This is a genomic window from Nonomuraea sp. NPDC052129, assembly GCF_040680095.1.
Taxonomy (GTDB): domain Bacteria; phylum Actinomycetota; class Actinomycetes; order Streptosporangiales; family Streptosporangiaceae; genus Nonomuraea.
Genome location: NZ_JBFAVX010000012.1, coordinates 106,343 through 129,744 on the forward strand (window position 1 = coordinate 106,343; position 23,402 = coordinate 129,744).

The 23,402-nt window shown below is 69.5% G+C and carries 19 protein-coding genes; 7 read left to right on the forward strand and 12 right to left on the reverse strand.

From position 1 onward, the window contains the following. Window positions 1–20: 20 nt before the first annotated feature. Together AB0L53_RS26235 and AB0L53_RS26240 are read right to left on the reverse strand one after the other, a co-directional pair. On the reverse strand, window positions 21–236 hold the full coding sequence (locus AB0L53_RS26235) for a hypothetical protein (RefSeq protein ID WP_363998793.1): 216 nt from the start codon (window positions 234–236) through the stop codon (window positions 21–23). Between the two features lie 105 nt (window positions 237–341). Next, on the reverse strand, window positions 342–752 hold the full coding sequence (locus AB0L53_RS26240; protein ID WP_363998795.1) for an ATP-binding protein: 411 nt from the start codon (window positions 750–752) through the stop codon (window positions 342–344). A 238-nt stretch (window positions 753–990) separates the two neighbouring features. On the opposite strand from AB0L53_RS26240, the gene AB0L53_RS26245 reads away from it, so the two are divergent. After that, window positions 991–1,812, forward strand: coding sequence for a helix-turn-helix transcriptional regulator (locus AB0L53_RS26245; protein ID WP_363998797.1), 822 nt, complete (start codon window positions 991–993; stop codon window positions 1,810–1,812). Beyond that, window positions 1,803–2,015, forward strand: coding sequence for a DUF397 domain-containing protein (locus tag AB0L53_RS26250; RefSeq protein ID WP_357942597.1), 213 nt, complete (start codon window positions 1,803–1,805; stop codon window positions 2,013–2,015). Before AB0L53_RS26245 ends, AB0L53_RS26250 begins: the two co-directional genes overlap by 10 nt. Here the strand turns inward: AB0L53_RS26250 and AB0L53_RS26255 are convergent. Then, on the reverse strand, window positions 2,012–5,380 hold the full coding sequence (locus AB0L53_RS26255; protein ID WP_363998800.1) for a serine/threonine-protein kinase: 3,369 nt from the start codon (window positions 5,378–5,380) through the stop codon (window positions 2,012–2,014). The genes AB0L53_RS26250 and AB0L53_RS26255 overlap by 4 nt on opposite strands. Before the next feature lie 80 nt (window positions 5,381–5,460). On the opposite strand from AB0L53_RS26255, the gene AB0L53_RS26260 reads away from it, so the two are divergent. Both AB0L53_RS26260 and AB0L53_RS26265 read left to right on the forward strand, forming a co-directional pair. Next, window positions 5,461–5,895 carry a nitroreductase family deazaflavin-dependent oxidoreductase gene (locus tag AB0L53_RS26260; RefSeq protein WP_363998803.1) on the forward strand — a complete coding sequence of 145 codons (435 nt, stop codon included), beginning with the start codon at window positions 5,461–5,463 and terminating at the stop codon, window positions 5,893–5,895. 174 nt (window positions 5,896–6,069) lie between these two features. Beyond that, complete coding sequence (locus AB0L53_RS26265; RefSeq protein WP_363998806.1) at window positions 6,070–6,714, forward strand: NYN domain-containing protein; 645 nt, start codon at window positions 6,070–6,072, stop codon at window positions 6,712–6,714. A 67-nt stretch (window positions 6,715–6,781) separates the two neighbouring features. On the opposite strand, the gene AB0L53_RS26270 is transcribed toward AB0L53_RS26265, so the two are convergent. Next, entirely contained in the window at window positions 6,782–9,031 is a 2,250-nt protein-coding gene (locus AB0L53_RS26270) for a hypothetical protein (RefSeq protein WP_363998809.1), read from the reverse strand. A 125-nt stretch (window positions 9,032–9,156) separates the two neighbouring features. Next, entirely contained in the window at window positions 9,157–10,146 is a 990-nt protein-coding gene (locus AB0L53_RS26275) for a WYL domain-containing protein (protein ID WP_363998812.1), read from the reverse strand. A 126-nt stretch (window positions 10,147–10,272) separates the two neighbouring features. On the opposite strand from AB0L53_RS26275, the gene AB0L53_RS26280 reads away from it, so the two are divergent. Then, window positions 10,273–10,668, forward strand: a complete 396-nt coding sequence (locus tag AB0L53_RS26280) for a RidA family protein (RefSeq protein ID WP_363999175.1) — start codon at window positions 10,273–10,275, stop codon at window positions 10,666–10,668. A gap of 434 nt (window positions 10,669–11,102) precedes the next feature. Here AB0L53_RS26280 and AB0L53_RS26285 read toward each other — a convergent pair whose 3' ends face one another. The 6 genes from AB0L53_RS26285 to AB0L53_RS26310 all read right to left on the reverse strand — a co-directional run bounded on the left by AB0L53_RS26285 (window position 11,103) and on the right by AB0L53_RS26310 (window position 18,715). Further along, window positions 11,103–12,110, reverse strand: coding sequence for a phosphotransferase (locus AB0L53_RS26285; protein WP_363998815.1), 1,008 nt, complete (start codon window positions 12,108–12,110; stop codon window positions 11,103–11,105). A gap of 407 nt (window positions 12,111–12,517) precedes the next feature. After that, on the reverse strand, window positions 12,518–12,970 hold the full coding sequence (locus AB0L53_RS26290; protein ID WP_363998818.1) for a hypothetical protein: 453 nt from the start codon (window positions 12,968–12,970) through the stop codon (window positions 12,518–12,520). A gap of 213 nt (window positions 12,971–13,183) precedes the next feature. Then, window positions 13,184–14,860 (reverse strand): glycosyltransferase, encoded by a 1,677-nt coding sequence (locus tag AB0L53_RS26295; protein ID WP_363998820.1) that lies wholly within the window; start codon window positions 14,858–14,860, stop codon window positions 13,184–13,186. Continuing rightward, window positions 14,857–16,788 (reverse strand): glycosyltransferase, encoded by a 1,932-nt coding sequence (locus tag AB0L53_RS26300; RefSeq protein WP_363998823.1) that lies wholly within the window; start codon window positions 16,786–16,788, stop codon window positions 14,857–14,859. Before AB0L53_RS26300 ends, AB0L53_RS26295 begins: the two co-directional genes overlap by 4 nt. Further along, window positions 16,785–18,281: a glycosyltransferase family 2 protein gene (locus AB0L53_RS26305; RefSeq protein WP_363998826.1), complete on the reverse strand. Its 1,497-nt coding sequence runs from the start codon at window positions 18,279–18,281 to the stop codon at window positions 16,785–16,787. The genes AB0L53_RS26300 and AB0L53_RS26305 overlap by 4 nt, the downstream gene beginning before the upstream one ends. Continuing rightward, window positions 18,278–18,715, reverse strand: a complete 438-nt coding sequence (locus tag AB0L53_RS26310) for a hypothetical protein (protein WP_358537146.1) — start codon at window positions 18,713–18,715, stop codon at window positions 18,278–18,280. The genes AB0L53_RS26305 and AB0L53_RS26310 overlap by 4 nt, the downstream gene beginning before the upstream one ends. Before the next feature lie 237 nt (window positions 18,716–18,952). Between AB0L53_RS26310 and AB0L53_RS26315 the strand changes: the two genes are divergently transcribed. Continuing rightward, on the forward strand, window positions 18,953–20,062 hold the full coding sequence (locus tag AB0L53_RS26315; RefSeq protein ID WP_363998830.1) for a glycosyltransferase: 1,110 nt from the start codon (window positions 18,953–18,955) through the stop codon (window positions 20,060–20,062). After that, on the forward strand, window positions 20,059–21,708 hold the full coding sequence (locus tag AB0L53_RS26320) for a glycosyltransferase (RefSeq protein WP_363998833.1): 1,650 nt from the start codon (window positions 20,059–20,061) through the stop codon (window positions 21,706–21,708). The genes AB0L53_RS26315 and AB0L53_RS26320 overlap by 4 nt, the downstream gene beginning before the upstream one ends. 58 nt (window positions 21,709–21,766) lie before the next feature. Here AB0L53_RS26320 and AB0L53_RS26325 read toward each other — a convergent pair whose 3' ends face one another. Beyond that, complete coding sequence (locus AB0L53_RS26325; protein ID WP_363998836.1) at window positions 21,767–23,281, reverse strand: glycosyltransferase; 1,515 nt, start codon at window positions 23,279–23,281, stop codon at window positions 21,767–21,769. Window positions 23,282–23,402: the final 121 nt, after the last annotated feature.

Sequence of the window (23,402 nt, forward strand, 5' to 3'; positions counted from 1 at the left end):
ATCGGAGAGGATCGTCCGCTCTATCCTGGGCTTCCGAGCCGCCCCATGCCGAGCCGGCGCCAACCGCCTCCGGAGTATCCCTCTCGCGTGACGACGAGCAGCATCGCCAGCACGACGAGCAGCGGCGATAAGGCGAGGACGAGCCCATCGGCGATGTTGGCGGTGCCCAGCGAGATCGTGAGCGCCAGGACGATGAAAACGATCGACGCGGCGCGATCGGAGAGCCGTTCGAACACGGACAGACCTTCCTTCGGGGATTTGGCCTGGCCTAGTGTTCAAGAACGCGTCGCCGCCGCCATCCACCCACGGTCCGAATTTCGGCCCGGCCTCCCCTCGCGGGACTAGTACCTCAGGTCGGCCCACACCACGCGGTGGCCCGCTGAATTGACGAAGGTCCCCCAGTTTCCGTCGGACAGTTCCCGCACAATGTGAATGCCTCGCCCTGACTCGATCTCTGGAGAAGGGCATTGGGGAACGTGTGGCTCGGACGCGAACGCGCCCGGATCGGTGACCTCAATGCGAAGAAAGCCAGGGCCGCGACTGGCGATTACCATGACCCATTCGCGGTGTACGCCACCCTCCACGTGAGTGCAGGCGTTCGTGACCAGTTCGCTGACGACCTGTTGCGCGTCAAGCAGCATGGCATGGCCGGTCGTGAGCCACCACGTCATGGCCGCCCGGGCCTGCTTCGGAGCCTTGTCGCCACGGCGCAGCCTGGTCGCTCCGATGAGGGTTACCGTCTCTGTTCGCATGAGCATGAAATCCCCGAGTTTGTCCTGTTGCTACGTTTGTCGTCTGCACACAAGATCGCTTTTCTGGCGTATGAGCCAGCCTCAATTCACGCGATGTCTCTCGAAAGTCACCTCTCACGGTGCCAGCGAACGGCTACGTTAAGTGAGGGATCAGCGGGACAATCTCCGCACAGATTGGGCACATGTTGTGTGTGTCGTCCTGTGTGGTTTCGTGGCGACAGAACGGCGGAGGTTCGTGGTGAGCGTTAGTGAATTGGACCCGGACGCTGGGCCGCTGGCTTGGTTCGGATACGAGCTGCGGAAATTCCGTATCGACAAAGGGCTGACCATCGATCAACTCGCGAACAGGGTCGGTTTCAGTCCGAGCCTCGTCGGTAGCGTCGAGCGGGCCACCAGAAACCCGAGCAAGGACTTCACCGAGCGTTGCGAGGAGGCGCTGGGCCTGTCCGGCGAACTTCTCGCCCGCTGGCCGAGCATAAGCCGGGAACGAAGCCCCAAATGGTTCCGGCCGTGGCTGGAGATCGAGCAGAGCGCCACGACCTTGCGGACATGGGAGCCGCTCATCGTCCCAGGGCTGCTCCAGACCACCGATTACGCGCGCGCCATTTTCACCGGCAAGCCAGGTACAACCCCCGAGCAGGTAGAAGAGGCGCTAGCGGCTCGAATGGAGCGGCAAGCCATCCTCGCGCGCTCGAAGCCGCCGATGTTTTGGGCTGTTCTGGATGAAGGAATCCTGTACCGTCCAGTTGGAGGCGAGACGGTGACTCGCCTCCAGTTCGAACATCTCATCGTATTGGCTGAAAGCACGCGAATCACCATTCAAGTGCTTCCCTACTCCGCCCTGTCCACCACTGGCCTCCTCGGTGGGTTCATGCTGGCGAAAGTCAACGGAATGCCGGAGGCTGCCTATCTTGAGTCGGCTGGACAAGGCCAAGTGCGGGACGCTCCAGACGAGGTCGCCGCGCTGAGTGTTAGATACGACGCGATATGCGCGGAGGCGCTTCCGCAGCATGTGTCGCTCAAGGTGATCAAAGAGAGACTGGTGACAGCATGGAGCTGAACGAAGAACTGAGGACTGCGGCCTGGCGCAAATCCTCATTCTCCGGTGACAACGGCGGAAACTGCATCGAGGTCGCTCCGTTGAGCGGTGGGCGGGTCGCGATGCGGGACACCGAGCGTCCCGACCTGGAGCCGTGGGTCGTCAGCGGCTCAGTCTGGGCAGCCTTCGGCAAGGGCTGGCGAAACGGCGAATTCGACTTTTAGCAGACCTTTCTAAACGGCTGGTCGGGCAGATAGCGGGTCCATTCGGCCTCGGTCAGTGCTCGTCCGGCTCGTGCGCACACCGCCTTCATCAGGGGTTCGATCGCCATGGGCAGGCGGGTCAGACGGCCCGCCCTGCCCATGGCCAGCAGTTCGGCGGAGTCGGCGGAGAAGGCGATCGATCGCGCGTCGTCCGGAAGCTGGATCTCGGGCCCGATCCGCCGCCCCAGCCGCACGTCCCAGACGGTCAGCGACTTTTCCTGGGACGCGAACGCGAACAGCCGGTCGTCGGCGGAGAACGCGCCGGTCCACGCTGCCTGGCCTGCCCGTAGCCAATCGCCGACCTGCGCGCCCGTGCTCGTGTCCCATATGCCCACCTTGCCGGCGAAGTTCGCCGCGACCAGCTTCAGGTCGGCACTGAACCAGACCTCCTCCGCCGTACCGGAGAACAGGAGTTTCGGCCCGAACGGTCGGCCGGACTCGAGGTCGACCAGGCGCAGCAGGCTCGCGTCCAGGCCGATGAGATGTCCGTCGGGGGCGACCGTCCAGCCGAGCAGGCGTGGTCTGGTCACCTGCTTGAGGCGTCGGCCGCCGGGGACCTGCCAGAGCGTGAAGGTCTTCTCATCGGGCGTCCAGAGCCCGACCGGGGCCAGCAGTACGCCGTCCGAACCGGTGACGGCCGGGACCTTCGCCAGCTCGCGCCGGGTGGCGGTGTCCCAGACGGTGACATCGTTGCCGCGTTTGATCGCCAGTCGCCCGCCGTCCCGGCTGAAGGAGAGGTCGGTGTCGTAGCTCTGGAACGCCCCTGCCTCGAAGTCCCTGCCGTTCAGCGTGATCTTGGTGGAATCCAGCGCGTGGGTGGCGAGGAGTTTGCCGTCGGCGCTGAACTGTATCTCGTCCAGGGCCTCTTCCCCGGCGAAGTACGGCTGGAGCGTGACGACCGTGTCCTCGCTCAGGTAACGCGGCCCGGTCGGGCCGAAGGCGACCGCGGACACCGGGTCCACCATGTCGCGTTTGAGCATCAGCGGCTCGTCGGCGTTCAGCCGGTAGAGCTTGACCGTCGAGCCGAACCCCGCGAGCACCTTGCCATCAGGGCTGAACACCGGCACCCCCATGCCCTCCCAGTCCCAGATCGAGGTGATCTCCTTGCGAGAATGGGTGTCGAAGACGGTGAGGCCGTTGTTGCCGCTGACGGCGAGCAGCCGTCCGTCGCGGCTGAAGGCCGAGTAGGGGAGGCAGTCGGAGCAGATGCCGGGAAATCCGGGCTGTTCCTTGCCTGACGGGAGCGCCCAGCGCTGGTTTCCGGCCACGGCGTAGTCGCCGCCTGGGTGGATCGCGGCCCTGGCCAGCGCGGGCAGCGCGGTCGTCTTTCCGGTACGCGGGTTGTAGACGGTCTTTCCCTGTCCCCAGTCGATGATGAGGAGGCCGCCGCTGAAACTGAGCTCCAGGTCGCCCATGTCGGAGGCGAGCACGCGCGGGCCCGTGCGCTTGCCGCTGGCCAGGTCCCAGAGCCGGACGCTCTTGCTGTCGCCGACGGCCAGCAGCCGCCCGTCCTCGCTGACCGCGGCCTTGCGCAGGGGCCTGCTGATGGTGCCGAGCCCGGTGAAGCCGCCGGTCCGCCTGCCGGACGACACGTCCCACACCTTGACCTCGTCGGGGCTGACGCTGATCAGTGACCGGCCGTCGGCGCTGAGGGCGCGCACCACGTCGGGGCCGGTGTCCGGGTCGCGAAAGGCGGCGCGGCCCTGGTCGGCGACCGAGGCGAACAGGCTCGACCGGGCCTCGGCCGTGGGGGACAGGCGCGCGGCCGTGGCGCTGAGCAGCATGCCCAGCACAGGGTTCGCGCCTCTCACGGTGTCGGCCACTCCGGCCAGCCGCGCGGACTCGGCCGAGTCGCGCTGCTCAGCGAGCATGACGCTTTGCCGTACGGCCAGACCTCCCGCCACCAGGGCCAGCACCAGGAGCACGGCCAGGCCGATGGACAGGAGCCTGGTCCTGCGGGACCGTCGCCTGGTGAGCGCGGCGGCCGCCGAGAGGAAGTCCCGCTCGCTGGGGGTGAGGGTGATGTTCCGGCGCTCGGCCGCGGCCCAGCGCAGCGCGTCGTCCAGCGAGCTGCCGTGGAACAGGTCGGCGTCCCGGCGTCCGTGCTCCTGCCAGCGTTCGGCGGCCGTCCAGATCTGGCGGTGCATGACCAGACCGTCCCGGTTCGTGGCGATCCAGGTGCGCAGCCGGGGCCAGGCCAGGGGGAGGGCGGGACGCAGCAGCCGTACCGGATCGCCTTTCGAGACCAGGTACGTGAACGCGTCCAGCACCCGCTCGATGTCGTCGGGGAGCTCGGACCTGCGTAGTTCGCGCAGCGCCAGCTCATCGTTGGCCATCACCGTGACCAGCCGCAGGAACAGCTCGGGGACCAGCTCCTTGTCGGCGGGGGAGAGCGCGGCGTAGGCGTCCTCGGCGATGACGCCGAGCGCGGGGTCGTCGGCGGCGGCCCCGACCCGCTCGCCGTCGGCGGCGATCCCGACCCGCCGGCCGTCGCCGGCGCCCAAGGCGAGCAGCCGCGAGGTGTCGAGGATGCCGTCGCCGTTGACCAGGCCGAGCAGCAGTTCGCGCGCGGTGGGACGGCCGGCCGGTTCCTTGGCCAGCGCCGCGCGTACCAGGTGACGCAGTGAGTCGGGCAGCGCGTCCAGGTCGGGTTCGTGGGAGAGTACGCGGTGCATGACCGCGCCCAGGGCCTCCGCGGTGAACGGGTCCTCGCCGGTGGCGGCGTACAGGATGACCGCGCCCCACGCGAACACGTCCGCGGCCGTCCCCGCCCGCTGGCCCGAGAACACCTCCGGCGCCATGTAATTGGGCGTGCCCGCCACCACTCCCGAGGCGGTGAGCGACATCTCCAGCGTGCGGGCCACCCCGAAGTCGATCACCCGGGGCCCGTCGGGGCCGAGCAGCACGTTGTCGGGCTTGAGGTCACGGTGTACGACGCCCGCGTCATGGATGGCGGTCAGCGCGGTGGCGATCGCCGTGGCCAGCCGGTGCAGGTCGTCGCCCCGGAACACCCGCCCGGCCTTCCGCAGGCTCGGGCCTTCGACGTACTCGCTGACGATGTACGGCCTGGACCCTTCGAGATGGACGCCGAGCACCCTGGCCGTACAGAACGAGGCCACCCGCTGCGTCGCGACCGCCTCCTTGGCCATGCGACCGCGCAGCTCGTTCTGGTTGGCCGGGTCGCCATGAAGCACCTTGACCGCGACCCTGGCCCCCGCCGGATCGTAGGCCTCGTAGACGACACCCTGCCCGCCCGCCCCGATCCGCGCGGCCAGCCAATATTCGCCGAGGCGCTGCGGGTCCCCGTCGAGCAACGTGCTTCCCATGTCCGGTTGGACTACCGGTCCGACCAGATGGTTGCGGGGCGCTTGACTTAAACCCCAGTTCAGGGAGGAGCCTGTTCGCTATGACGGAGAACAGCGAAGAAGTGCTCGACAGCCCGACCGACTGGGTGGCCGACCACATCCGCCGATACGTGGAGACGGACGGCCGGGACGGCCACCTGTACCAGGAATGGCCGACGCTGCTGCTCAGCACGCGCGGCCGGAAGTCCGGCAAACTGCGCCGTACGGCCTTGATCTACGGCCGGGACGGTGACCGTTACCTGCTGGTGGCGTCCAATGGCGGGTCGGACAGCCATCCGGCGTGGTATCTCAACCTGGTCGCCGATCCCGAGGTGACGGTGCAGGTGCTCGCGGATGTGTTCACCGCCCGAGCCCGCACTGTCACCGGTGCCGAGAGGTCGTCGTTGTGGCGGATCATGGCGTCGGTCTTCCCGCTCTATGACACCTATCAGGGGAAAGCCGAGCGAGAGATCCCCTTGGTGATCCTGGAGCGCTGATCAACTGATCTCCAGCAGCGCGCGGTCGGGTCTGGCATCGACCACCCCGGCGACTCGGGACATCACATAAAAATGCGGCCCCTCGCGGGGCCGCCCAGTTGGCCGTAACCAACTTCGTGTACCTCCATCGTAGCTACCATCGGCGAGGCTGGCCAATGTTGGAGGTGTCTGCTGGTGAATGTGGTCGCGTACATCGACGGCTTCAACCTGTATCACGGGCTGAAGAGCAAGTACGGGCGTGCGTACTTGTGGCTTGATCTCGTCGAGCTGGTACGGCAGATGCGCCAGCATGATGTAGTCCTCAAAGTCCGGTACTTCACTGCGATCGTCAAGGGTGAGCCTGACGCGGCACTGAGGCAGGAGACCTACCTGGCTGCTCTGACTGCCTACTGCGCAGAGGTGGAGATCATCCGCGGCCACTTCAAGAAGAAGACCGCTCGGTGCAGAGACTGCGGTTCTCGATGGACGTGCGCGTGTCATCCCGTGCAGACGTTCCATACATACGAGGAGAAGCTGACAGACGTGGCGCTGGCAGTGGCGATGACCATGGATGCGGCATCCGCTTACGGTGATATGTCGCTGCTCATGTCGACTGACACCGACTTTCGCCCCGCAGTCGAGGCATCGCTTCGGCTGGCCCCTGCCCGGCCGGTGATGATCGCCTGCCCACCCGGCCGCGTTGGTCCGAAGCATGACTTCATGGGACAGGTGTTCTCGTTTGCGATACCTGAGAAGCACCTTCAAGCCTCCCTGCTGCCTGAGGCTGTTCCGGGTCCAGATGGGCGCATCTACCAGCGCCCGGCGAAGTGGAGCGGGTGACGGTAATAGAAGCGGCGCGGCTTGGGTCCACGACAAGGCCGTTCCAGGTGGCCGACGGATAGGGGAGCTACGCCGGTCGGGCCAGCCGGGCGAAGGACAGGACGACGACGGTCGACAGGAGCCAGCCCAGCATGCTGGCCAGGTTCAGGAGTGTAAAGGTGAGGGCGCCCGCTGAGCTGCGCGTCTCGGCGTACCAGGTGGCGCGCTGGCCCAGAGAGAGGAGCGGGATGACGGTGTCCACCGTGTAGAACACCGGGTCGAAGCAGCGCACCTGACCGTCGCCGCACGGCCCAGGGCGGGCGGCGAGCCGGGCCGGTGTCGCGGTGCCGTCCGTCGCCGTCGCCGCCGACGTCCCGTTCACGGTGACCAGGCGGCCATCGACCGCGTACACGTTCCCGCGGGGGTCGGTGGCGCGCAGCGTCTGCTGGACCGCGGGAGTCAGCATCATGACGCCGACCAAGGCGAGCAGGGCGCCCAGCAGCCACAAAGTACGGCCCGGACGGTAGCCGTAGCCGACAGTGATCCCATACAGAAGATCCCGTAGGTCGCGAAGCCGGCGGCCCGGCGAGCGGCCACCTGGTGGCTGCTCCTGCCTGGCCCGCTTGCGCTGCTCGATGAGCAGGCGCTCGGCCTCGGCGGGATGGCCGTGCTGGCGGAACACCCTGGCCGCCTGCTCGTACGGTCCCGCGTCGAACGGGACCATGGCGCGCAGCCAGTCGCGACGCGTCCGCCAGTCCCAGGGGCCGTCGAAGCGGTCGTACGCGAATCCGGCGATCGCCGAACGCCTCGGCCACCTGGCCGGGTCGTCGTCGAGCACGGTGGTGACCGCGCCCGTCAGGTCCACCGACTTCGGGACGTCCTTCCAATGCAGGTGCATGCCGCCGCGGACCGTGGCCGACACCGCCTCGATCCCGTCGGTGAACGTGCCGTCCGCGCAGTCGAGCCGCCCTTCCACCACGCACCGGTTCAGCGACACGAGGCCGTGGGCGGTGAACCCGCCGGTGAGATGTATCGACCCTCTGGCCACCACCCGCTGGAGCGAGAGTGCCTCGCCATCGGGGTTGTGCAGCCGGGCGCGGTGGGCGTCCAGGATGCCGCCGACGGTCGCCGAGCGGAACAGCAGTCTGCCACTCGTGGTCTCCACGTCCCGCAGGTTCACCGCGCTGTCGACGATCACGCCTTGCGCTGAGATGAGCGAGCCGTCCTCTGGCTCGCTCCACCGGGTTCCCCGGAGGGTGAGGGATCCCTTGATGTGGGCCCCGGTCAGCTTTAGCGTGCCCTGGACCGCCGCTCCTTCTTCGAAGAAGAGACTTGACCGCAGCTCGGCGTTCGTCAGGTCGAGGGCGCGCCCGCCGGCGACGGCCAACTCGCACCCCTTGCGGATCTGGATGGTGCTGAAGGACCCCATGGACAGATCCACGCCGCCGCCGATCCGGCACTCGCCTTCGACGCTGAGATCTCCGCCCACGAAAAGGCCCGGCGCGCTGATCGCGGTCCCGCCGTCGCGCTGGCTGGAGTAGCCCGCACCTGTGATCGTTTCGCTGGGTCTGAAGTCGGCGTTGCGGATGAGGAACTTCCCGGCGACCCTGGCGTTGCTCATGGTGAGGCGGCCGTCGATCAGCGGACGGCGGCCCGTCTGGTCGTCGATGAGGAAGACGCTGCCGCCGATCTGGGCGTCGCCCAGATCCAGGGCCAGCCCTCGGTCCGGCCGGGTCAGCCGGGCACCGGTCAGGTCCAGCGAGCCCGCCAGCTCGACGCCGAGCAGCCGCATCCCGCCACGCGCCTCGAAGCCGTGCAACAACCGGATCGTCCCGCCGACCCGCATCCGGTCCGCCTGTACGGCCCGCATGTCGGCGTCTATGACGGTGTCCAAGCAGATCAGGCGGCCGCCGATTTCCGACTCGCACAACCACACCGCCGCGCTGCAGGAGGTGCTGGCCGAGGTCCACAGGCCGCCGTGGATCCGTGACCTGGACAGATCCAGGTCGCGGCGTACGCGCAGCCCGTTGGCGAGAATGCCGGGCACCGTGCAGCCGTCCAGCACCAGCAGGTGCAACTCGGCGCCGTCCAGGGCGAGCGGACGGTCGAACACGCAGTTCACGAAGCGCAGCGGATAGGGCACCTGCATGCCGCTCAGGTCGAGGTCGCCGGCGATCCTCGCCCCCTCGATGGCCAACCCGCGCGGGTCGATGTCCGCGCTGCCCCGCCGGCACAGCTCACGCAGCAGGCGGCTCTGGACGACGAACTCCGCGCCGTCCTGCGCCCGAAGGACCTGACCGGTCGCACAGGCCCGGAATAAGGTTGCCTCATCAAGCATGTGATCAGCCTATTGAGCGCGACCCCGGCAGGCACGGGCGGGATGATCAGGCCCCTACGCTTCCGGAACCGGAGGCGTACGCCGGTCTCAGTCCGAGTGATCGGGCCCGTAGAAGGCGACAACTCTCAGGAGGAGATTTCGTAGCGGGTGGCGATCGCGGTGGCGCGGTTGTGCAGGGAGGTGCGCAACCACTGCGGGGCCAGGGCTTCCGCGCCCGTGCTGAGCTGCCACAGCGCCCATTCGGCGTGTCTCGCGTCTTGGAAGGTCACCTCCAGCCGCAGCCAGCCGTCTGCGCCGGCTTCTTCGGTGTCGGCTTCTTCAGCGTGGACGGCCAGCGCGGTGCCCAGCAGCTCCTCCCGCCGCGCCGGGTTCATCCGTACCAGCACGGTGACCTGGTCGCCGCCGGCTCGAAACCGGGTGCTGCGTTCCTGCCAGGCTCGGTCCAGGTCGACCCGGTCTGGTCGCTGTGCGGGTTCGGCGAGTTCCTCGGCGGCCAAGATCCGGGACAGCCGGTACGTACGGTCCGCGCCAGACCTCGTGGCCAGCAAATAGCCCCGGTCGCGTATGGTCACCAGGCCGATCGGGTCCACCGTGCGCCATTCCGGGGTCTGGTCCATGGCCGCGTAGTGGATCCGCAGCTTGTGCCCGGCGAACACCGCGCGCAGGACCTCGGCCGCTATGGCGTCAGGTACCTCCTCAGCGACCAGCCGACGCGAGAGCAAATCGGTCTCCGGGTCGATGAGCAAGCGCTCGGCCGCGCCGGCCGCGGTGTCCCGATAGCTTTCGGGCAGCGCGTCAACCACCTTGAGCATCGCCGAAGCCAGCGCCGAGCCGAGGCCGAACGCCTGCGCGCCGCGCCGCGATCCGGCGACCAGCAGGGCAAGGGCCTCGTCGGGGTTCAGTCCGGTGAGCTCGGTACGGAAACCCGGCAACAACGCGAAACCGCCGTGCCGGCCGCGTTCGGCGTAGACCGGGACACCGGCCGCGGACAACGCCTCGATGTCGCGCAGCACAGTGCGGGTGGATACCTCGAGCTCGCGGGCCAGCGCGGCTGCGGACAGCCGACCGTGCTGGCGCAGCAGCAGCACCAGCGAGACCAACCGGTCGGCGCGCATACAAGAACTTTAGCGAAATATACGACACAGGATGTCGTGATTTGTTGGGAGGCTCATCAAGCGCGAGCGGCTACCGAGCCGATCGACGTACGTGATGTCGACGAATCGAATGGAGCTGATATGGCAATGGAGCGAACGGCGGTCAACCCGTGGGCGTGGTCGGTGGAGATGGGGTACAACCAGGGGGAGATCGTCTCCGGGCACACCCGGACCCTCTACTGCTCCGGGCAGACCGCGATGAGCGATGACGGCAAGCCCCAGCATGACGGCGACATGGCGGCGCAGTTGGCGCTGACCCTCGACAACCTGGAGGCCGTGCTCGGCGAGGCCGGCATGTCCCTCGCGAACCTCGTCCGGCTCAACGTCTACACCACCGACGTCGATCTGCTTTTCCAGCACTACGGCGTGCTGGCGTCGCGGTTGGGCGCCGCCGGGGTGGCGCCGTCCACCACGATGCTCGGGGTGACACGGCTGGCGATCCCCACTCTGATGATCGAACTTGAGGGTACCGCCGTCGCGTGATGCGACCTCGCCGCCTCCGGCAGGGCTGCCGGAGGCGGGAACCGGCATCGACATGGCCCTAGCCGGGGAGTGCGGTGGCGGCTTCGGCGCCGACCGCCGCCGCGCTCACGATCCGAGAGCCTGATCGCGACGAGGCCGCACCGCAGCGGTGGGAGTTCGGCGTCTGCGGCTATGGTCGCGTCGGCGCTGAACTCGCCCGGCAACTGTCTCGACTCACCGAATCTGATGCATGAGCATGGCGCCGACCTGGAGTGCATCAGTTGCGCTGATCCACGAAGAAGCCATGCGGCTCAGCGAAGCTGATGCGCGCAGAAGATCGGGGTCAGCCGAGATAACCGGAATTCCGGCCGTGAGCGGATCCTGAACTCTCTGACCTGCGCAAATATCGAGGAACCGAGCCCCGTCGTGGGGCTCGCGCCAGCCGCACTTCAGAGTCACCCGTTCCCGCCGGCGGTCGCGAGTGATCGGAGCTTCACGCCGTTGGCATCGAGCCAGCGGGTCGTGTCTACCAGCTTGCGGATCCGGTCGGCGACCTCGCCGAGCTGTGCCTTCCCGTTCAGCCAGCGGCCCCCTCGCGACAGGGCGCTACCGACGGCCCGAGCGAGGAGCAACCGGGGCAGCGCGTCGGCCTCGGCGGCGTCCAGCGGGCGGACCGAGGCGTACCCCCGGAGAAAGGCCGCCGTGCGGAGTTGCCAGTCGTGCGTCTCCAAGGCCCCGCTGTAGAACAGCGCCGCCATCACCTCCTGAACCAGGAAGCCGACCCCGGCAAACTCGAAGTCAAGCAGCCCGCTCACCTCCCCGGTGTCCTTGTCGACCAGCACGTTCGAGGCCGCCAGGTCACCGTGGATGACCTGGGTCGGCAGCGCGCCGCCGCCCGCAAGCCACTCCTGCTCGACGCGGCGCGCCACGGCGTCGAGACGGGCGACCCGCTCCGCGCTGATCCCGGCGGCGCGCAGCTGACGGCAAAGGGCGCCAACGTGCGGCACGGCGGGGTGCGTCAGAGGATTACCGCGCCAGTCCCCCAGCCCGTCTTCTGGCGGCACGCCCAGCATCGCCTCGCCGAGCAGCCCGGCCGCCCGCCCGAAGCGCTCGAGTGCCGCCTGGCCCGTGAGGTCGGGCCGCACGCCGGGGATCCACCGGCAGACGGTGGCGGGCCCGACCGCGGTCTCGATCACCGTGTCCCCGCTGAGCGCGGCGACTGGCTCAGGCACCTGGAAGGGAAGTCCGGCCTGCCCTAGCCACCGCAAGATCCGGTGCTCGGCGTCCACCTGCGCGGCGGACAGGGACTGGCTGACCTGGAGCACAAATCGGAGGTCCGCCTGGCGGAGCATGAACGTCTGGTTATTGGTCCCCTGCTCGGCTCGGATGATCGTCGTGCCCGGGGGGAAACCCCACGCGGCCAGCAGCCGGGGCAGGAACTCCAGATCGGCGGGCGCGCTCACGCGCCAATTCTGGCGGCATGCCCAGACTGGCGCGCAACCGGTTATAGGCGCGCCCCGCATCAGTTTCACTGAGCCGACATCAAACCTACTGAGTCACGACGTCAGCTTGGCTGAGCCGCATCACTTTCGCTGAGCCAGGACAGCAACTTCACGATCACGTCCTGACCTGGTACCGCCACTGGCCAGACCACCCCATCCCGACGTTTGCCCTTTACCCCGCCGAGGTTGCCCCGCCTGCGCCTGCCGTAGGCCGCATCTTCCGCAAACGCCATACCCAGCTGGTCATGACCTGGTCCTAAGCACGCGCTGGCTCGGTTCTTGGAGTTCGCCGAGGTCTGGGCGGTAAGTATCCAGCGATCGTGAAGTTGTGGGAAGACGCCTCAACCCGGTTCACACCGGGGAGCGCGTCAAACGCTGGCATTGTGCCCCGCGCAGCGCATGGTCTTGCCCTTCTTCACGAACGTGGAGTCGACGACGAGATAGAGCTTCCTCTTGGCCGGGACCTTGACGTCGACGACGATGTCGTAGGAGATGTCAGTGGAGGCGTGCTTCTCATGGACGGTCTCCCCGAAGACCTTCTTGTCCTTGCCGCGTCGTTCGACCATCAGGCGAAGGTGTGCGGTCTTCAGGCGGATCGGTACCTCGGAGTTCCATCGGTAGATGATGTCGGAGACGCGGTGGTGCCCGCTGGACGTCCGGTATTTCAGCTCGAAGTCCGCCTTCTGGCCATCGCTCATGGTGCAACTCGCCTTGACGTGATGCACCGGAACAGTGGTGGCGTGTGCGGCGGAGGCTGACAGGACGAGCGACAGGCCGGCCCCGCTGAGCATTGCCGCGGCCTTCCCGACGATGCGCATCATTTCGCCATCCCCTTTACCGAAGGTCCGCAGAAAGCCTCGGCCTTCAGGCCGGGGAGGATGTCAATTCGCTGTCCATCCGCTCCGGCCCACCGGGCGGGGAGCTCGAGGGGCGGCAGCCCCTCGATGGGGTTTGGGGCGCAGCCCCAATAGACACAGTCTGAGTTCCAATAGGCGCGAAGCGCCCCCATAAGAGAAGGCCATGCAGTTAGGGGGTTAGCTGTCGGGAAAGGCCAGGTTGCGGACTCGCTTGACGGCGCGTTTGAGTACCGTGCGGTCCTGGGCGCGGGACAGGCGGACCGCCTCGCGGCGCCATGACTCGGCCTTCTCGCGCCACCGTTCCGCGTCCCTGCGGCCTTTGCCCGCCTCCCTGCGGAGTTGAGCGAGTTCGGCCTGCATGAGGGTGGTGCGCTTGCGCAGGCGGGTGAGCTCCTTCTCGTACTGGGCCGTGACGCGGTCCAGTTCGGGCACGGGGCGGCGGCGGGGTGGGTAGATCGGGGGGCGGCGGGTGAAGCCCCAGGTGTCGCCGTCCACCCATTCCAGGCCGAAGACCTCGTCCAGGACGGTGTCCAGGTGTTCGCCGGGGCGGGCCACCAGGGCGGCGCGGGAGAGGGCGGCGGTGCGTTCGAGTCTGGCCACGGTGACGCCCTGGTCGGTTTCGTCGAGGGCGACGCACAGGGCGCCGCCGTCGTGCTCTTCCAGGTGGTCGACCAAGCGCTCAAGGGCGTCGCGAGCCGGGACCCAGCCGGGCGGCATGAGGAGGCGGAACGGTGACACGACGCCGGAAGGATCCGTGGTGTCGGCCAGCCGTACCCGGGGGTCGTGTTCGAAGGTGGCGTGGATGAGGCGGAGGTCCAGGTCGGGGTCGCGGAGCGGGGAGCGGCGGCCGTCGCCCAGCGCGGACCAGGGGCCGGTGATGGTGATCGCGACGTCCGGCAGCGAGCCGGCCAGCAGGGCGTCGACCGTCGCGCGGACGTCCTCGTAGCCTGCCGCGGGGACGACCGCGTCCACGTACGGGACGAGCCACTGCCGGCCCGGGTCCGTGCGTAGATAGCGCCGGTACGGTACGCGGTCCGCCACATAAGGGTCGTTGTACCGCTTCAACGACAGGAAATCACGCATGGCCGTCGGCAGCCCGATGTGCCACACGCGCGAGTCCGGGTCCGGTACGTACACGGCGCCCGCCTGCGTGAGCCGGTAGCCGAGTTCCGTGTCCTCCGCCAGCACCAGGGAGGTGTCCAGCCCGCCGATCGAGCGCAGTAGCGAGGCGGGGTAGGAGACGGTGGCGCCGACGTGGATGCGGGTGGCCAGGGAGTTCGGGGCGGTGCGCAGGCCGTCGTGGTCGAGGATGATCTTCTCGGCCCAGTCGTGGCGGTGCGGGGAGAGGGGGAACAGCTTGTCCTCGTGCCCGTCCTCCAGCGCCTGGCGCACCTCGCCGGGGGTGGGCAGCACGTCGCCGACGGTGAAGTCGATCCAGCCCAGCACGACCAGGTACGGGGCCAGGTGGTGCCAGCGGAGCTGGGCCTCGACGTGGTGGCGATGGGGCACCATGTCGGCGTCCAGCACGAAGACGATCTCGCCGGTGGCGGCGTCGACGCCGGTCTGGACGGCCCAGGCCCGGCCCCAGCCGCCGGGCGGGCTGGTGATGAGGCGGGTACGCGCCGGGACGAGGTCGGGCAGGCGCACCGGCACCGCGCTGCCGTCGTCCACGACGATGACGTCCATGAGCTCGGCCGGATAGCTCTGCGCCGACAGCGCGGCCAGGGTGAGGTCGAGGGTCTCCTGGCGGTCGTGGGCCGGGATGACGACGGTGACGGTCAGCTCGGGTGTCCACTGGCCGAGCAGGGGCGGGGTGAGCACCCCGTAGTCGTTGCGGCGGATACGAGGAGTCACGGTAGTTCCATGAGAAGGCTGGGGTGGAAGCCACGCCACTGGTTCCTGTTGCGCTGCAGGAACGTGCCGATCGGCTCCTGCCAGGTGTGGTTGGCGGCGGGGCCGCGGCGCAGGATGTAGCCGAGCCCGTGCGTACGGTAGATCTGCCCGCCGGCCGCCTGCAGCGCCTCCTGGAACTGGGTGTCGACCGAGCGGCGCAGCGGCCGGAAACCACCCACCGCCTGGAACGCCGAGCGCTCCACCAGGATCGTGCCGCCCGCGACGAAGCTGGTGATCTGCTCGGTGATCTGCTTGCGGTGCACGGTGACGTCGATCGACGACAGGTAGACGAATTCCGGCACGGTGCCCACCACCTGGGCCCCCGAGTAGGAGTGCGCGAGCAGCAGGTCGGCCAGGAAGTCGGGGCCGTACCAGTCGTCGTCGTCCATCTTCAGCAGGAACGAGCCCGAGGCCCGCGCCGCCGCGTCGTTGAGCACCTGGCCGAACACCGCCTGGTGGTCGGCCTCCAGGACGGTCAGCGGGCCGTCGAAGCCGGCGATGGCCGCGGCCACGTCCGGATGGCCCTGGGGCACGCCGTGCAGGGCGAGGATCACTTCGAGCTGGGCGTCGCGCTGCTGGGCGACCTGGTCGAGCGCGAACCCGACCATGTCGGTGCGCCGGGTGGCCAGCAGCACCGAGGTCAGCGGGGGAGCGGGGGCGGGGGCGCCGAGCTGCTCCCAGCGGGCCGCGACGCCATGGGTGCGCAGCGCCTCGCGGCGTAGCCGGATGCTGTGCTCCTCGCGGCGGAGCTCGTCGGAGAGGTCGGGATCGGACATCAGCAGCCGGGCGAGCTCGTCGCCGAGTGCGCCCGCCCAGCGCGGCACCATGTCCGCGATCAGCGGCACGCCGGCCGCGGCCAGGCCCGTGAGCACGCGGACGGCGGCGAGAGGGCCGCTGTGGGCGTGGTGCCAGTCGATCTCCACACCGCGCAGCTGCCTGAGCCTGCCCACGTCGGCGTCCGTGACGCCGCCCGACTCGGCGAACGCCGTCACCATCTTCCCGTCGAGCACGACCGACCAGCGGCCGTCGCGCTCCACCAGGGAGGCCAGGCCGCGGGACGGGGTGGTGACGAAGCCCTGCGGGTTCACCAGCCGCTCGTCGACCGGCGGGATCATGGACGGCTGACCGAGCACGTCGGGGTCGGCCAGGGACAGCGCGGCGCCGCCGGGACGGCCGAGCCGCTCCCAGCTCGCGGACCGTGCGGTCGGCCGCTCGATCGGCGTCTGCGACCCGGACCAGCCGGCCACGGCCGTGTCGTCCGAGCCCTCCTCGGATCTGGAAGCTGGTCCGGAAGCCATTCCAGAAACTGTTCCGGAAGCGTCGACTGTGCGGAGTACGACGTCGCTGCCCGGGGCGCCGACCCGTTCCGGCACCGGCCCGGTGACCTCGGAGGGCGTCGCGTTCGGGTCCCCGGGACGCCAGGCCGCCGCGCCGACGCCCGCGATCGCCGCCGCGGGCGCCGTGATGACATCGAGCCGGTGCCCGGCGAACGCCCGAGCCGTCGCCGTCACCGTACGGCCGGCGGGAGTGGGCGCCGAGAACCGCGCGTCCACCACCCACACCCGGTCCTTCGGCTGGTAGACCCGCAGATCCGTGAGCGAGCGCCAGCGGTGCGCGGGCGTCGGGGTGGGCACGGGGGCCGGATGGGAGGCGGGCGTGTCGAGCACGGCCACGACCACCCGCCGGGCCTCCGGCAGCAGCTTGTGCAGCGTGGCGGCCCGGCGCAGGTCGGCGGGGGTACGGGCGAGCACGAGCACCTCATGCACCCGTTCCGTGTCCGCCGACGGCTCCAGCAGGTCCCGGTCCAGGTCCACGGCGGTGACGTCGTGCTCGACCCCGGCCAGGAAGATGCGCGCCTTGGGCATCTCGGCCAGCAGCTCGCGGATCATCCGGCGCTCCGCAGATGCCTGATGAGCGAGGTCAGCGGTCCGGTGGCGACTGTGTCGGGGGCGGGATCGGCCGCCAGCCGGTCCACCTCGGCCGCCAGCCGGTCGATCTCGGCGCGCAGCTCCTTCACCTCGTTCTGCCGCTTGCCGGCCAGCGCCCGCCACTTGGCGGTGTCTCCGGCCAGCGGCTCGGCCTGGTCCTCCGCGGCGAAGCCGTACTCGGCCCCGCTCACCCAGACCGACCCGAACATCTCGTCCACCAGGTCGTCGGTCCCCCCATGGAACAGGGCCGCGCGGGAGAAGGCCGCGGTGCGCTCCAGCCTGGCGGTCACGACCCCGGTCTCGGCCTCGGCGAGCGCGGCGCAGACGAGTCCCAGCGTGTCCTGTTCCGCCAGCCGTACGAGCCGGGACAGCGTGTCGGCGCCCAGCGCCCAGCCGGACGGGAGTGTGAGCAGGAAGGGGGAGGGCGCGGCCGAGTCGGGGGCGGCCGTCACGAACGTGACGCGCGGCTCGTTCCGGTAGAGGTTGTGGATGAGGCGCAGGTCGAGCAGCGGGTCGTCGAGGCTGTCGCGGCGCTCGTCCGTCAGCTTGTCCCAGGGGCCGACGATCGCCACGGCCGTGTCGGCGATCGTGCCCGCCAGCGCGGAGTCCACGCCGGCGCGCGTCTCCTCGTAGCCGGTCGCCGCCACGACGACCTGGATGTACGGCACGAGCCAGCGGCGACGCGGATGGCCGCGCAGCCAGCGCAGATCGGGGATCAGATCGCCGAGGAACGACCAGTTGTGCCGGTGTACGTCCTTCTCGCGGCGCATCACGGTGGACTGCCCGACATGCCAGGCGCGCGCCTGCTCGTCGGGGATGAACACCGCCCCGGCCTGTGCCAGCCGGTAGCCCAGCTCGGTGTCCTCGGCCATGTTCAGGGTCCGGTCGACGCCGCCCGCGTCGCGCAGCAGGTCGGCGCGGACGGAGGAGGAGGCGCCGGTGTGCAGCAGGTACGCGCTCGAACCCGCGTCCTTGAGCATCCTGGTGGACTCCAGGGTCGCGCGGGTGTACTCGGTCCGGGTGCCCTCCTCGCCCAGCGCCGCCACGAACCGGGTGTCGCCGATCACGACGGCGTGGTCGATGAGGTGGTGCCAGCGCATGTGCGCTTCCAGGTGGTCAGGAGCCAGGATCATGTCCGCGTCGAGCCAGTGGATCACGTCGCCGGTGGCGGCCAGCCGGCCGGTCTCCCTGGCGGCGCCGCGCCCCCAGCCCTCGCTCACCCGGACGACCCGGACGCCGGGCAGGTCGATGGGCGGCTCGCTGCCGTCGTCGGCGACGACGACCTCGACCAATCGGGCCGGATAGGTCTGCTCCGCCAGCGCGGCCACGGTCCGGGCGAGTGCCGCGGCGCAGTTGTAGGCGGGGATCACCACGGAGACGGTCAGCGCGGGCTGCCAGGCGCCGATGGCCGGCGGATCCAGCGTGCCCCAGTCGTTGTGCCTGATCCGCGTCATACCGGGTCCTTGGCCAGCGCGCGGACTTCCTCGCGCAGCTCCTCCACCTCTCGCGCCCGCGTCATGGCGTTGACCCGGTCCTCGCCCAGCGAGGCCAGGATCGCGCCGAGATCCTCCTCGCGCCGCGTCGCCGACTGCTCGATGGCCTCGGTCAGGCGGTCCAGCCGGCCCTCGATGCGCTTGAGCGCGGTGGCGGTCTTGGCCAGCTCGGCCTCGTGCTTCTTGGCTCGCAGGTCGATGCGCTGGGCCTTGCCGTCGAGGCGTCGTACGGTCAGCACGAGCACGGCGAGCCCGGCCAGCGTGACGGCGAACGCCCCCGAAGCGGCGGCGGCGCCGAGCGTGAGCAGATCGGTGAGGACGAGCAGCACGAGCACGGCGACGCCCAGAACTCCGAGGATTGCGGCGGTCGCTGCCAGGCGGCGGGGCGAGAACATCCGCGCATACCTTTCGTAGTCATGACGTATCTGGTGACAATGGGATATTGACACCTTAATAAACATTCGCCACTACCGTGCCATAGCTTCCTGGACAAAAACTGGGAGGATCCTGCTAGTTCAGCTCAGATCGCCGTCCGCGCCGGCATCAACCCCTAAGGTGAACTCAACATCTCAGATGGTGTCAGACCGGCGTAAGGTAGGCGCCGACTGAGTCCCCGTCGGTCGAGGAGCACCATGTCCGTCACCCCCTGCGGCTTCGCGCGTACCCCGGAGAAGGGGCTCGCTCGCCTGCATTGGAGTGAGGGCCGCCCCGCCGAGCTGCCCGGGGCCTTCACCGGATGGGCCGTCGACGGCCATGAGCCCGACGTGCCGTCCCTGCGTCCGCTGCGCGGCCTGGAGATCGAGTGGCCCGATCACCAGGTGCCACTCGCCGGACTGGTCCGGCTGGCGGCGGCGGGCGTGCCACTGACCGCCGACGACGCCCCCGCGTGGGTCCCCCCGGAGCTGGCGGCACTGGTCACGGACCGCGACTGGCTCGCTCACACCGGGACCGGCCCCAGGTCGCTGGCCGACTTACGCCGCGAGGAGCACAGCGTCCGGCTGCGCCGCCTGACCCACCGCCTGCCGCCCTCGCGTACGCCGCGGATCAGCGTGGTCATGTCCACCAGGCGCCCGGCGCTGGTCGCCGGGGCGCTCGCGCAGATGGCCCGGCAGCGCGACACCGACATCGAGGTATTGCTGGGCCTGCACGGTGTCCCCTTCGAGCAGGTACGGCAAGCGGTCGAGAGCTGCCCCCTGCCTGTGACCTGGGTCGAGGCCCCGGCCACGACGTCCTTCGGCGAGGTGCTGAACGAGGCCGCGGCGCTGGCGGCCGGCGACTACGTGGCCAAGTGGGACGACGACGATTGGTACGGCCCCGACCACCTCGCCGACCTGATCATGGCGGCGTCCTATTCGGGGGCCGACATCGTGGGCACGACGGCCGAATTCTTTTACCTGGAGCCGTTGCACGCCACGATCAGACGTACCACGTTCGCCAGCGGCGCCGCTTATCCGAGCGAGGTCTCCAGCGATCATGTGGCAGGCGGCACGATTCTCGCCTCAAGAACGATATTTCAGGACCTAGGGGGATTTCCGGCCCAGCCGCGGGCGGTGGACAGAGACTTCCTCAAGGCCGCCCAGGCGGCCGGGGCCGGCATCTACCGCACCCACGGCCTCGGCTACGTGCTCCGGCGCACGCTGAGCGACCAGCACACCTGGCAACTCCCGCTCGCCCACTTCCTGAAGGTCGCCACGAACCAGTGGCGCGGCTTCCGCCCGAGCCTGCTCCTGGAAGCGGCATGAGGGCCGAGCCTGCTTCTGGAAGCGGCACGAGGGTTCGCGGCAACGACTACCGGATGCTCGAACCGCCGGAGACCTACACGCCGACGCTGCGGGTCAGCGTGGTCGTGCCCGCGTACGGCGGCCAGGACAAGCTCGACCTGGCACTGGCCGGGCTCGCCCGGCAGACCTACCCCGCCGGGCTGATCGAGGTCATCGTCGTCGACAACGGCAGCTCCCCGCCCCTGCGGCTGCCGGACGAACGCCCCGAAGGCGCCCGGCTGATCGTCTGTCACGATCCGGGCCGGGCCGGCGCGCGCAACGCCGGGCTCGCCGAGGCCACCGGCGACGTGATCCACTGGCTCGACTCCGACGTCGTGCTCACCTCCGGCTCGATCGAGGCGCACATGCGCTGGCACCACGCCGCGCCTTATCTGGCCGTGACCAGCTACATCAGGTTCACCGACGCGCCGCTTCCCGCCGAGCTGCCCGATGACCTGGAGAAGGCCTTCGAGCCGGCCGAGCCGCACGCCTGGATCGTCGACCTCATCGAGCGGACGAACGGCCTCACCGACAACACCCAGCGCCCCTTCAGCCTGCACGTCGGCGGTGCGACCTCGGTCAACGCCCGGCTGGTCGCCGCCGCCGGGACGATGGACGACGAGCTGATCCTCGGCCAGGACACGGAGATGGGCTACCGGCTCTACCAGGCCGGGGCGGTGTTCGTACCGGAGCCCAAGGCCCGCGCCTACCATCTCGGGCCGACCATGCGCATGCGCGACCAGCGGCCTATCGACCGGGTGAGCTACGCGTTCGTCGCCGACCGCATCCCCGCCTACCGGTGGCTCCGCTCGCACCCCTCCCGCCAGTGGAAGGTCCCGTACGTCGCGATCGTCGTCGACGGCACCGCCGGCTACGAGCAGGTCCGCGCCACGGTCGACGCCCTGCTGGCGGGCACCATGCTGGACCTGTCCGTCGTCGTGGTCGGTCCCTGGGACTCCCTCGGGCGCGAGCGCCGGGCCCCGCTGAAGGACCCCGACCTCGACCTGGTGCTGGTCCACGGCCACTACCTGCACGAGGGCCGGGTACGGCTCGCGGTCTCCGGCGAGGTCGACCCGGGCGTGCCGTACGTGCTGCGGCTGCCCGCCGGCTGGGTGCCGGGGGAGGACAGCCTGGCCAGGCTGCTCGACCTGGCCCGTGGCGAAGGGCTGGGGCTGGTGAACGTCCTGCTCCACGAGTCCAAGGACGGCGTCGTGGCCGCTCGGCTGGAGCGCGCCTCCTCCTTCGCCCGTGCGCGGATCGTCGTACGCCCCGACGAGGAGCTCGACGACGCGGTGGACGACGTGGCGGGCGTCGCGTGGGTGGAGGGCGAAACGTACGGGTTCGCCGAGGAAACGGCGGAACTGCTCGGCCGCCGCAGCGCCTACCGGGCCAGGCTCAAGGCGGAGGCCGACGTGGCGCGGCTGACCAAGGAGGCCGAACGGCTGCGCGCGCAGGTGACCAAGTGGCGCGACGAGGCGGGGCGCTGGCGCAAGAGCGCGGTGGAGCTGCGGCGCGATGTCAGTACGCTGCGCCGTCAGCTGGCCGCCGCCAACCGGGCCCAGCAGAGCATGCGCGTCCTGCTGGCCACCACGGTCAAGCGCGCCCTGGGCAAGAGGCTGCGCGGCTAGCGTCCCGGGCGGACGCTGCGGTGCCTAACCGGTTCGAGCGCGCCCTGAGGCTGCGTGCTCAGCTGGGCCGGAGCGCCGACTTGAGGCGGCCCAGGAGGGTCCGTTCCTCGGCGGCGGGAACCGTGACGATCGGCGGTAGCGGCGCGGCGGGCTTCTGAGGCGCCACCTTCGGAGCCGTGGTCTTCTCGGCTGTGGGTTTCGGCTGCGGGGCCGGGGGCCAGTAGCGGTCCGGGTCCTCGTGCCGTACGCCGTGCGTGGTCTGGATGATCTCGTCGAGATCGTCGCCCGGCGCGGCGAGCAGCAGGGCGCGGCCCAGGGCGGAGGTGCGTTCGAGGCGGGCCGCGCGGCCGTCGGGCAGGTCCACGACGAGCACACCCGTCAGGTCCTTCTGCACCGTCTCGATCATCCGCTCCAGCGTCGCCTTGTGCAGCGGTACGTCGATCGGGCCCCGGTAGCGGAACGGCGCGGGTGCCGGCGTCGGGGCCGCCTCGTCGATCAGCCGGATCCGGTCGTCGTGGGCGAACAGGTCGCGCATCAGCCGCATCTCGAAGAGCGGGTCGCTGAGCACGGCCCGCCGCCCGTCGTGCAGTCGTGCCCAGGGACCCACCAGCGTCACCACGACGTCCTGAAGCTTGCCGTCGAGCGCCGCCGCCACCGCCTGCCGGACCACCGCTTCCGAGGTGTCCGTGACGTCCAGGACGATCTCCACGTACGGCACGAGCCAGCGGCGGCCCTGGTCCTTGCGCAGGTCGCGGCGGAGCGGAACCCGGTGCGCAAGGTACGGCTCGACGGCCCGCACGGCGCGATCCCGGTCACGGTGCTGAGCAGGCAGCCCGAGGTGTACGGCCTGCGCTTCCATGTCCGGGATGAACACGACGCCGTGCATGGCCAGCCGGTAGGCGAACTCGGTGTCCTCACCGCGTACGACGTTCGGGTCGAGACCGCCCACGGCGTGGAAGACCTCACGGGGAAGGGCGAAGGTCGGTCCCGTGCACACGTGGTAGGGATTGCGGCTCTTGCGGAGCCCGTCGGTCTTGGCGATCGTCGCCTCGGTGGAGCTCGACACGCCCGACGCCAGGTCGAACACGTCTCCCAGGTGTCCCGCCCGGAAGACCTGCTCGGCGGTGATCGTCGGCACCTCGATGAAGCGCTTCATCCCGATCGTGACCAGATAGTCGGTCACGTGGTGCCAGCGGGCCAGGGCCTCGATGTGCTCGCGGCAGGCCACCATGTCGGCGTCTAGGCGCTGGATGATCTCGCCGTCGGCGGCCTTGGCGCCGGTGTTGACGGCGTTCGAGATGCCCCAGCCGGTCTTCACCGGGACGATCCGGGTGTTGACCGGCCGGATCTCCGGCAGCCGGATCGGCGGCTCGCTGCCGTCGTCCACGACCAGGACCTCCATGAGGTGGTCCGGGTACGTCTGAGCGGCCAGCGCGGCCAGCGTCAGCTCCAGATGGGGCCCGCCGTGCGCGGGTATCACCACGCTCACGGACAGGGCCGGTGACCAGGTGCCGAGCTCTGGCGGCGACAGCGGAGAATAGTCGTTCTGCGTCATGGCAGGACGCGCGTTCATGGTGGTGACCCCCCTGCCGGGGACCTTACCGGGAGATGCTGAGAATTTCCTGAAATATGGGTTGTTGCGGCCGAGGCTCGGCGGCCCGGGACTCGACTCCGTGAACACCGCCGGGACCCCG